The sequence below is a fragment of the Brachybacterium sp. B718/18 genome (assembly GCF_055454375.1).
Window position 1 is genome coordinate 67287 of the sequence record NZ_JBVDDO010000012.1, and the last position, 10780, is coordinate 78066.

Here is a 10780-nt window from a genome sequence, read left to right on the forward strand (position 1 = left end):
TGCGAGCGACTCCGCCCGGGCGCTGCTCATGAAATCATCCTCGGCATGACCCCGCCCTCGCCGCGCACGCCGCCGACCGGGCCCGCGTCCTCAGAGCGCAGGCCCCTGCTCGTGGTGCTGACGGGGCCGATCCTGCTGATCCTGGTCCCCGTCGCGACCTTCCTGATCGCCGCGTCCGCGGGGAACGCGGGAGCGCTACCGTTCGTCGTGATCGCCGTGACGCACCTCCTCGCGCTCGCCGGGGCGGGCTGGCTCGCGCTCCGCGGCCTGCGCGGCAGGGAGCGCTGGCGGGCGGGTGATGTGGTCGGACCGCTCCTGATCGCGATCGGCGTCGGCGGCTCGCTGGTCCTCGACCTCCTCCTCGCCGACGCCCAGGGGGTCCGGCAGGGGGCTCTGTTCCGGGTGCGGCACGCCATGCCCCTGCCCGAGGACACGCCCTTCGTCCTCTCCGTCGCCCTTGCGGCGGCCGCGCTCATCGCTGCGGCCGTGGCCGCCGTCGGCCCCGCGGTGCGCGAGCGGCTGCAGCGGAGGGACCGCGAAGGCCGGAAGTCGCCGTCCCGCCGACCGGTCCGGGAACCGCGCCCCATCCGTTATACGACGGGCCCGAAGGACTCCGGGCTGACGCGTCTCGTCTCCCCGGTGACGCGGGTGCTGATCGTGCTCAGCGGTCTCGCCTCCCTCGTCTGCCTGCTGCTGTTCTCACTGCGTCCGTTCGACCCGGACACGGCGGAGCTGCTGACGATCGCCGTCGTCTTCCTCCCGGCGCTGCCGATGCTGTGGGCGGTCGTCGAGACGCTCTGGCGGCTCGATGCCGAGGTCGGACCGATCATGAACTCGCTGCGGATGACGATCGCGGTGCCGGTCCTGGCGTCCGTGGTCATCTTCGTGCCGCTGATGCTCGTGAGCCTCCTGCCCCCGATCTGGCGCGGCTTCTCGACCCACCACATCACCCTGATCGGCGACGACGGCCTGGTGGCGGCCGACGCCCCGGTGGTCGGCTTCCTGGGGGTCGCCGCGATCGCCGCGATGGGGGTGGGGATGGCGGGCGGCCTGGCGGCGAGCGTCTTCGTGGTGATCCCGGCGGTCGCGATCTTCCGGCCCGAGGTGATGATCGGCGAGAACGAGATGAGCACCGACCCCGAGCACCGACGGGCCAACACCACGGCGGTCCGACTGATAGCGGGTGTGATCGTGATGATATTCGTGGTCTCGATACTGATCGTCCTGGCCGGGAACGGAGAGGTGCCCGGCTGGACCGTGCCGGTCTCGGTGGCCGTCCTCGTGGGCCTCACGGCGAGGACCTACCTGCGGCAGCGCGTGGACCACACGGCACGGGAGCGCTCCGGCACCTCGGCACGGGTGCGCAGCCCGTTCGATCCGAAACCCGCGGAAGTCTCCCCGTCCGAGGAGGAGCCGACGAACGACGCTCCCAACACGTCGCGCTGAACCGCTCCCCGGCAATCGCCGGCGGCGGGGAGTTCTCCCCATGTCCTCCGGGGCAGGGCTCCCCTACTCTTCTCGACCATGACGGGATTCCTGGGGGCCGACACCGAGCAGCTGCGCGAGCAGAGCGAGCTGACCACCACGAGCGCGGAGACGCTCGAGCAGCTGGTCGAGGCCGCGCTCGCGCTCTCCCATCAGGTCACGTGGGTCGGGACCGACGCCGACGCCTTCCGCGCCGACTGCGACCAGGCCCGCCAGCGCCTGCGCGAGGTCCTGCGGACGCTGCGTCAGCGGGCCGACGAGCTCCTCGAGCACGCCGACGAGCAGGACGACAGCTCGTCGGACGGTGGGTCCGGGATCCCCGCGCTCCCCTTCGGTCCCTTCGGCCCGATCGGCGCCCCGTTCGGTCCGTTCTCGCCCTTCGGGCCCGGCGGTCCGTTCGGGCCGGGCGGTCCGCTCGACAAGATCAACCCCTTCCGGGATGGCGGCCCGCTCGATCGGTTCCTCGGCGAGGACGCCCCGTTCCCGCCCTTCGGCCCGATCAACGCCCCGCTGGGGCCGGACAACCCCCTCAACAGGTTCGTCGAGAAGAACCTGGACCTCATCCTCGGCGACAACCCGCTCGAGCGGGCGAAGAACTGGGGCACCGAGGCCCTCTCCACAGGGTGGGAGTGGGGGACCGAGAAGACCGGGGAGTGGCTCTCGAGCTCCAAGGACTGGTTCGACGACTCCAAGTTCGCCAAGAAGGCGTTCGACCTGACCCGGAAGGGGGTCCCTGTGATCCCGGACCTCTACGAGATCGGCAAGGCGGCGAGCGAGGGTAACGCCGAGGCCGTCCTGTGGAAGACGAACCGGGCTGCTTTCGAGGCCATCCCCGGTCTGACCGTGGCGGACCTCATCGGGGGCGAGATCACGTCGCGCCTCGGGGACGAGCACACCGTCTTCGGCACCGACATCACGTGGAACGAGGGCTCTCCGCTCGACGGCGTCGAGAAGTACATGACGCAGAAGACTCGCGAGGCCGGCATCACCGAGCCGGGCGAGCAGCTCGGCACGGACATCGCCGACGCCCACGGCGTCGAGAGCGAACTGGGCCGGAACCTGCTGACGTCCGGCTTCGGGGTCGGGGTGAGTCAGACGATCGGCGGACCCGCCGCCCTGCTCTTCGATCAGGTCACCCCGGGCAACTCGCGGGGCGCTGCCTACAAGTTCCTCCAGGACAACCTCACCTGATCCCGGCGGAGCGGGCGACACCCACCGCGCCCGCCCGGCCCGGACCCCGGTCTCATCGCGAGAAGCCCGGTACATCATGTACATGATGTACGGTCTTTCTCATGAGTACACCGGTCCTCCTGACGGCCGCTCGGGCAGCGGTGAGCAACGCGGTGGTGTCGACCGCGGAGTTCCGTGCGCGCCTGAGCGAATACCTCGAGCGCGCGAACCACCAGCCCGTGAAGATCGTGAGCCGCGGCGCCCGACCGCGCGGCGTGCTCGTCTCCGCGGACTTCTTCGAGCGGGCCTGCGAAGCGCTCGGCGACGAGCCCTACACCCGGCCCCCGAAGTCCCGGGACGAGCAACTCCTGGAGGACGCCCTCGACATCCTCGAGGGCCTCTGATCCCCACCCCCAAAGCGTCTCTAATGTGATCCCCTAGCGATCATGTTGAAAGCGAGCGCACCGATGGGTAGCGTTCTGGGCCGTGAGCACACCCACCACCTCCTCCTCCCCGGCGACCCCGTCGGCCCGGCGCAACCCGCTGGCCGCGATCGCCCGCATCCCCTTCGGCTGGCAGGTCCTCGCAGGCCTCGTCCTCGGCGTGGTCCTCGGACTGACGGCCGCCGCGATCGGTCCCGTCGCCCCCACCGACTCGAACCCCGACGGTGCGAACTGGCTCGCCGTCACCCTGGACACCATCGGCACGATCTTCGTGACGCTGCTGAAGGCCCTGGTCCCGCCGCTGATCTTCCTCGCGATCGTCACCTCGATCGCCAACCTGCGCAATGTCACCAACGCCGCGCGCCTGGCCTGGAAGACCCTGCTCTGGTTCGCGATCACCTCGCTGATCGCCGTCTCCATCGGCATCGCCCTCGGCGCGATCACCTCCCCGGGCGCGAACTCCGGCGTCTCCGCCGACGCCGCCGCGGCCTCCTCCACCCAGGGCGGCTGGCTCGACTTCCTCACTGGCCTGGTTCCCTCGAACTTCCTGGGCATCGCCGGCTCCACCCGTGACGACGGCTCCGTCTCCCTGAGCTTCAACGCCCTGCAGATCCTGGTCATCTCGATCGCGGTGGGCATCGCCGTGCTCAAGGTGGGTGAGAAGGCCGAGCCCTTCCTCAAGGTCACCGGCTCCGCCCTCGAGATCGTGCAGAAGCTGCTGTGGTGGGTCATCCGCCTCGCCCCGATCGGCACCGTCGGCCTGCTCGGCAACGCCGTCGCCTCCTACGGCTGGGACGCGATCGGCCAGCTCGGCCTGTTCACCCTCGACGTCTACGTGGGCATGCTCCTCGTGCTGCTGGTCGTCTATCCGGTGCTGCTGAAGGTCAACGGCCTCTCCATCGCCTCCTTCTTCCGCGGCGTGTGGCCGGCGACCTCCCTCGGCTTCGTCTCCCGCAGCTCGCTGGGCACCATGCCGATGACCCAGACCGTTACCGAGCGCATGGGCGTCCCCCGCCACTACGCCTCCTTCGCCGTGCCGCTCGGCGCCACCACGAAGATGGACGGCTGCGCCGCGATCTACCCCGCGCTCGCCGCGATCTTCGTCGCGAACTTCTACGGCGTACCGCTCGGCATCACCGACTACCTGCTCATCGTGCTCGTCTCCGTGCTGGGCTCGGCCGCGACCGCGGGCATGACCGGCGCGACCGTGATGCTCACCCTGACGCTGTCCACGCTGGGCCTCCCCCTCGAGGGCGTCGGGCTGCTGCTCGCGATCGACCCGATCCTCGACATGGGCCGCACCGCCCTGAACGTCACCGGGCAGTCCCTCGTCGCCGTGATCGTCGCCAAGCGCGAGAAGATCCTCGACCAGCGCGCCTACGACGCCACCCGCCGCACCTCCTTCCAGGCCATCCAGGCAGAGGAAGCCGGGGAGGTGGAGCAGGCCGGGGCCGACGCGGGCGAGTCCGCCGACAGCTCCGACACCGCGGTCCCCGACGCAGGCACCGCTCCCGGCGATCGCCGCTCCGCCTCCGCGGGCGTCTGATCCGGGCGGGGGTGAGTCCGGGCACCGCGCCCTGGCCCACCCCCGCCTGAGCTGGATACACTCGGCGCGTCCCCATCCAGCCCGCCCCCGCGGGCTCCAGGGTGCATCTACCTCGGGTCCGTCACGCGGACCGTCCAAGGCGGCACCACCGTCGAGGAGGTCCCCGACCCATGACCCTGCCGCCCACCGCCGCACACCCCGAGGCCACCGCGCCGCCGACGCGCCCCACCACCCTGCGCGCCGCCGCGGGCTCCTCGTACTTCCCGGTCGCCTTCCTCGCCCGCTTCCCCTTCGCGATGATGGTCGTCGGCACCCTGACGCTGGTCGTCGCCGCCCGCGACTCGATCGCGCTGGGCGGGCTGAACTCGGCGGTCGTCGGACTCGGTGCCGCTCTCGTCGGCCCCCTGCTGGGCGCCGCCGCCGACCGCTACGGGCAGCGCCCCGTCCTGCTGATCTCCGGAATCGTCAACGCGCTCGCCCTGCTGGCCCTCGGCTGGATCGCCTTCAGCCCGCTCCCCAATGCGGTCGTGCTCGCGGCGGGCTTCGTGATCGGCGCCTCGGCCCCGCAGATCGGCCCGTTCTCCCGCAGCCGGTTGGTCGCGCTGATCCTCACCCGTCTACCCGCGGAGCGCCGCGCCCGGGCGATGAACGGCACCATGGGCTACGAGTCCGCGGTCGACGAGACCGCCTTCGTCTTCGGGCCCGTGGTGGTGGGCCTGCTGGCCACGACGCTCTCCCCCGCCGCGCCGATGATCGGTGCCGCCGTGCTGATCCTGGTGTTCGTCACCGCCTTCGCGCTGCACCCGACCGCCCGTAGGCAGCCCAGCGACGACGCCCAGGCCCTCGTCGACCGTGCCCCCGTCGACCAGGCTCCCGCGCGGGAGCTGTTCACGCCCGCGATCCTCGTGGTCGTGGCGGGCGCGCTCGGGGTCGGCCTCTTCTTCGGCACGGTCCTGACCTCGCTGACCGCCTTCCTCGGCGACCTCGGGCGCGGCGAGTCCGCGGGTCTGCTCTACGGGGTGATGGGCGTCGGCTCCACGGTGCTCGCGCTCTCCGTCGGACTCTGGCCGGAGCGGTTCCGGCTGCACGCGAGATGGCTGGTGTCCGCCGCGCTGATGCTCGGGGCGATGCTCCTGTTCGCCTCGGCCGACGGCACGACCGGCGTGGTGGCTGCGATGGCGCTCGCAGGCATCGGCATCGGGCCGACGGTCGTGACCCTCTTCAGCCTCGCCGCCCAGCACAGCCCCCGCGGCCGCTCGGCGACGGTGATGACGATGCTGGGCTCCGCCACGATCGTGGGCCAGTCGGGAGCCTCGGCCCTCACCGGGGCGGTCGCCGAGTCCGCCGGGTCCTCGGTCGCGATGCTGCTGCCCGCGGCCGCGGCGACGCTGGTCCTGCTCGCGGGGGTCGTCAACGCCCTGCTGAGCGGCGGCGCCGGCGCTCGTCAGCGTCGCGGCAGGTGACTCAGCGCCGCCGCAGGTGACTCAGCGCCGCAGCAGATGACTCAGCGTCGCAGCAGGTGACGCAGGGCATCCTCGAGCCGCGCGTGAGCGGGTACGAAACCGCTCTGCTCGAGCCGCGCCGAGGAGACCTGCTGGTCCACCTGGATCAGCTCGTCGGCAGCGGCGCCGCCGAGCGCGAGCCGCGGCCCGAAAGAGGGCACCGGCACCAGCGCGGGGCGATGCAGCACCTCTCCCAGCGTGCGCGCGAACTCGCGGGCGGTGACCGGCTGCGGGGCGACGCCGTTGAGCGGCCCGGCGACATCGGCCGAGAGGGCGGCGTGGGCGAAGACCCGCACGATGTCGTCGAGCGAGATCCATGAGGTCATGGCCCTGCCGTCGGTGAGGCGCCCGCCCACCCCGGCGAGGAACAGCGGCAGCTGGGGCAGCAGGGAGCCGCCCCCGTCGCTCAGCGCCAAGCCGGTGCGCACGTGGGCGACGCGCAGGCCCGCGTCGTCCGCGGCGCGGGTCGACCCCTCCCAGTCCCGCACCAGGTCGGCGAGGAACCCCTCCCCGCCGGGATCGGACTCGGTGAGCGTCTCCCCCGGTCGGCGCGGCCCGTAGAGGCCGATCGCCGAGGCCTGCACGAGGGCCGACGGGCCGTCCCGCATCCCGGCGAGGGTGCGGGCGATCAGCGCCGTGCCGTCGAGGCGGGAGTCGCGGATCTCGCGGCGGGCGGCGGGGGTCCAGCGGGTCGCGATCGAGCGGCCCGCGAGGTTGATGACCACGTCGACGCCCTCGAGGTCGGCCGGATCGAGCTCCCCGGCGCGGGGGTCCCAGGAGATCTCCCCCGGGCCGACCTCGCTTTGTCGGACCATGCGACGCACGGTGTGCCCGCCGGTCTCGAGCAGGGCCGCGAGCTGGGTGCCGATCAGGCCCGAGGAGCCCGTGATCGCGATCGTGCGACGGGGCACGCCGCGGAAGCGGGCGTGGAAGGTGAGATCGTCGCGCAGCTGGCGGGAGCGGAAGGCGAGCAGCCGACGCATCTGCGACTCGGCGACCCGGTCGAGGCGCTCGAGGCCCCGGGGAAGCTCGAACTCGATGCTGTCGCGGATCGTGGTGCTGTTCTCACCCGCGGCGCCGTCGGCCTCGAGGCGATGCTCGTGCCGCCAGGTACGCCAGGGGCCGCTCACCTGCTGGTCCACGAAGTGACCCGCGGGATCGCTCTCCGCGTGGCGCAGCACCCACCGCGGACGCAGAGGGGCCGGCAGCGGCGCGGGGCCCAGACGGGCGCCGACCAGCCGCCCGGTCCGCATGCCGCCGACCGACGGGTCCTCCACGGAGGCGAGTCCGGGCGGAGTGAGCCGGACCAGCGCGCCGGGTCTGTCGTACCAGGCCAGGACGTCGGACTGCGCATGCGCGACCCGGTGGACAGTCTCGATCCTCACTGCGGCTCCCTGCCTCGGGGATGTGGTCCGGTGCCCGGTGGGCGCGGCGCGCGGTCTCGCGGATGCGGCCGCGCCCTCATGGACGTGGACCAGCCACGTTACGCATCCCGGGGCCGCGGGGGAAGGGGCGGGCCGGGTCGGGCCATGCCACCGGCGACGGGAGCACCCGGGGCGAGCGAGGCGCCGACGCGCAGGACCAGCCAGGCCACGCCGATCCACAGCGCCCAGGAGGCCAGGTCCAGCAGCCAGGCGGTGCCGGGGTCGAGCGGCCCGAGCACGTTCTGCTCGATGGCGACCCGGACGCTGTTCAGCAGGCCATGGCCGAACACGGCCGCCCAGGCCGTACCGGAGATCTCGCGCAGCGCGCCGAGCAGCGGCGCGACGGCCAGGATCGTGCCGAGATAGCCAACGGCCTCCCGCGGCGCAAGACCCAGGGCGAGCACGATCGGCAGATGCCAGAGCGCCCACATCGCCCCGACGAGCAGGGACGACCCCCAGAAGCCGACGGGAGCGAGCTGCGTGTGCAGCCAGCCGCGCCAGCCCGCCTCCTCGCCGATCGCGAAGACCGCCTGCATCACCAGCACCACCGGCACGGCGAGCAGCAGGGCGGAGAGCGAGGTGGCGTCGGCCGCGAGCGGCACCCCGGCGACGACCCCGATCAGCACCCGGGCGAAGGGCACGAGGGCGAAGGCCGCGGCGCCTCCGAGCACGGCGACCAGCAGCAGCGGCCAGGACGGCACCGACAGTGCCAGCGAGCGCCACCAAGGCTCGCCGCGGCGTCGCACGATCAGCGCCGCGACCAGGGGGGACAGCTGAGCGAGGGGCACGACGAGGCCCAACAGCGCGACCGGCAGGACGCCGAGGGCGATGGGGAGCGACAGCCCCGTGGTCACGGCGAGCGAGATCGCGAAGAAGAGGCCGACGCGGCGCAGGTCCGGTGGGGCGCCCGCGGAGTGGCCGCCGGCAATGGAGGGAGCCGAGGCGTTCGCCGGAATCGGAGGAGTCGAGGAGGACGGGGAGGCGGCGGGGAGCGAGGCCAACGGGAGCTCCTGGGGGCGGGCGCCTCGCCTGCTGCGCTGCGCGTCGCCGCCCACGCTAGGAGCGGGGACAGCGGGCCGGGAACGGGGGTGTCCGCCTCCGCGACGTGGGGAAAACCCCCGGGACGAGTAACGACCCCTCGTGCACCTGCCAGAGCCCACCTGCCCTTGCTGCCGTCAGGCCCTGGGGGAGTTCAGCGAGATGACACCGCACGAGGGGTCGTGGACCAGTGTAGCCGTCCACCCCGCGGATCCTCGACCTGGTCGGGGGCGATCCCGCTCACGGGTCGGCGCGCGCCGCCGGCCGGGCGGAGCAGCGCGACGCCGGCCGGGTGGGCGCAGCGCCCCGTCGGCCGGTCGGGGCAGCGCCCCGTCGGCCGGCTCCCGGGGTAACGACCCGGCAACGAGCCCTCGATTGCGCGGTCGGCACCCCGGACGTCCGGTATGTTCCTCCCAGCACCGATCGGTGACCCCGGTCACCTCGGACCCGTGGTGACAAGGGTGTCACCGCTTCCCTATCCCCAGGAGTTTTCATGATCGCCGATCTCATCTCCGGCGCGAACGGGCTCATCTGGTCGATCCCCCTGATCGCCCTCTGCCTGCTCGCCGGGCTCTACTTCTCCCTGCGCACCGGCTTCCTCCAGATCCGCCACATCCCCGACATGCTCAACCAGCTCAAGAAGGGCGAGAAGTCCGAGGACGGCACCTCCTCCTTCCAGTCGCTGATGATGTCCCTCGCCGGACGCGTCGGCATGGGCAACATCGGCGGCGTCGCCACCGCGATCGCCTTCGGCGGCCCCGGTGCCGTGTTCTGGATGTGGACCTCCGCCTTCCTCGGCGCCGCGACCTCCTTCGTCGAGTGCACCCTCGGCCAGATCTACAAGGAGAAGGACCCGGACACCGGCGAGTACCGCGGCGGCCCGGCCTACTACTTCGAGAAGGCGTACAAGCACAAGGCGCGCGGCCTGTCGATCTTCTACGGCATCCTCTTCGCGGCCGTCACCATCCTCGCGATGAGCTTCTTCCTCCCCGGCGTGCAGGCCAACGGCGTCGCCTCCGCGATGGACAACGCCTGGGGCATCCCCGCCTGGGTCACCGCCATCGCGATCGTGATCCTGCTGGGCTTCATCGTGATCGGCGGCGTCAAGCGCATCGCCCAGTTCGCCGTGATCGTGGTCCCCGCGATGGCGATCATCTACATCCTCATCGCGCTGATCGTGTTCTTCGCGAACTTCACCCAGATCCCTGAGGTGTTCGGGATGATCTTCGCGAGCGCCTTCGGCATCCAGCCCGTGTTCGGCGCGATCATCGGCCTCGCCGTCAAGTGGGGCGTCCAGCGCGGCATCTACTCCAACGAAGCGGGCCAGGGCACCGGCCCCCACGCCGCCGCCGCGGCTGAGGTCTCCCACCCCGCCAAACAGGGCTTCGCCCAGGCCTTCGCGGTGTACATCGACACCCTGTTCGTCTGCTCCGCGACGGCGTTCATCATCCTGTCCACCGGGATGTACAACAGCTTCCAGAACGAGGAGTGGGCCGACGGCACCTCGCCGCTCATCCCCGGCAGCGACACCGGCCTGCTCGACCCCTCGGTCGAGCCGGGCCCGGGCTACGTCCAGGCGGGCCTCGACTCCTTCGCCCCCGGCCTCGGCCCGGGCTTCGTCGCCGTGGCCCTCGCGTTCTTCGCCTTCACCACGATCGTGGCGTACTACTACATGGCGGAGACCAACCTGAACTACCTCACCCGCAAGATGAAGAACCGCACCGCGGCCCGCGCCCTGACGCGCCTGCTGCAGGCGCTCGTGCTGATCTCCGTCGCCTACGGCGCGGTGACCACCGCCGGCGCCGCCTGGGGTCTCGGCGACATCGGCGTGGGTTCCATGGCCTGGCTGAACATCATCGGCATCCTCTTCCTCCAGGGCCCGGCCCTGAAGGCGCTCAAGGACTACCGCGAGCAGAAGAAACAGGGCCTGGATCCGGAGTTCGATCCCCGCAAGCTCGGGATCGAGAACGCGACCTTCTGGGAACTGCGGGCCGACGGCCACACGCTCCAGGGCAAGGCCGGCGGGGAGCTCCCGCCGGAGGCGCTCGGGGTCGACGCCAAGAGCTGAGTCCGCTCAGCCCGGCCCGGCGCCGACCGCCGAGTCGGCTCCCGAACGATCCCTGCTCTCGTCTGGTTCGCTCGACTCCACGACGAGCACATTGACCGCCCCCG

General features: G+C 72.0%; 8 protein-coding genes and 1 other RNA gene. 6 read left to right on the top strand and 3 right to left on the bottom strand.

What is annotated here, in order from left to right; all coding sequences use genetic code 11:
* The first annotated feature begins 45 nt into the window (after positions 1 to 45).
* The 5 genes from ACZCAH_RS14395 to ACZCAH_RS14415 all read left to right on the top strand — a co-directional run bounded on the left by ACZCAH_RS14395 (position 46) and on the right by ACZCAH_RS14415 (position 6107).
* Positions 46 to 1446, top strand: coding sequence for a hypothetical protein (locus ACZCAH_RS14395; RefSeq protein WP_464341742.1), 1401 nt, complete (start codon positions 46 to 48; stop codon positions 1444 to 1446).
* Positions 1447 to 1524: 78 nt separating this feature from the next.
* On the top strand, positions 1525 to 2676 hold the full coding sequence (locus ACZCAH_RS14400; RefSeq protein ID WP_464341743.1) for a WXG100 family type VII secretion target: 1152 nt from the start codon (positions 1525 to 1527) through the stop codon (positions 2674 to 2676).
* A 101-nt stretch (positions 2677 to 2777) separates the two neighbouring features.
* On the top strand, positions 2778 to 3059 hold the full coding sequence (locus ACZCAH_RS14405) for a type II toxin-antitoxin system prevent-host-death family antitoxin (protein ID WP_464341744.1): 282 nt from the start codon (positions 2778 to 2780) through the stop codon (positions 3057 to 3059).
* Between the two features lie 82 nt (positions 3060 to 3141).
* Positions 3142 to 4644 carry a dicarboxylate/amino acid:cation symporter gene (locus tag ACZCAH_RS14410; protein ID WP_464341745.1) on the top strand — a complete coding sequence of 501 codons (1503 nt, stop codon included), beginning with the start codon at positions 3142 to 3144 and terminating at the stop codon, positions 4642 to 4644.
* Between the two features lie 170 nt (positions 4645 to 4814).
* A complete protein-coding gene (locus ACZCAH_RS14415) occupies positions 4815 to 6107 on the top strand; it encodes an MFS transporter (RefSeq protein WP_464341746.1) in 1293 nt (430 codons plus the stop codon).
* A gap of 41 nt (positions 6108 to 6148) precedes the next feature.
* On the opposite strand, the gene ACZCAH_RS14420 is transcribed toward ACZCAH_RS14415, so the two are convergent.
* From ACZCAH_RS14420 to ffs, 3 genes are all read right to left on the bottom strand, one after another.
* The gene (locus ACZCAH_RS14420; protein ID WP_464341747.1) at positions 6149 to 7531 is read right to left on the bottom strand and encodes a TIGR01777 family oxidoreductase; all 1383 of its coding nucleotides are present in this window, start codon (positions 7529 to 7531) and stop codon (positions 6149 to 6151) included.
* Between the two features lie 98 nt (positions 7532 to 7629).
* Positions 7630 to 8571, bottom strand: coding sequence for a CPBP family glutamic-type intramembrane protease (locus ACZCAH_RS14425; RefSeq protein ID WP_464341748.1), 942 nt, complete (start codon positions 8569 to 8571; stop codon positions 7630 to 7632).
* A gap of 125 nt (positions 8572 to 8696) precedes the next feature.
* Positions 8697 to 8793: signal recognition particle sRNA small type (gene ffs / locus ACZCAH_RS14430), an RNA gene on the bottom strand.
* Between the two features lie 308 nt (positions 8794 to 9101).
* Here ffs and ACZCAH_RS14435 point away from each other — a divergent pair.
* Positions 9102 to 10676 (top strand): alanine/glycine:cation symporter family protein, encoded by a 1575-nt coding sequence (locus ACZCAH_RS14435; protein WP_464341749.1) that lies wholly within the window; start codon positions 9102 to 9104, stop codon positions 10674 to 10676.
* Positions 10677 to 10780 lie beyond the last annotated feature (104 nt).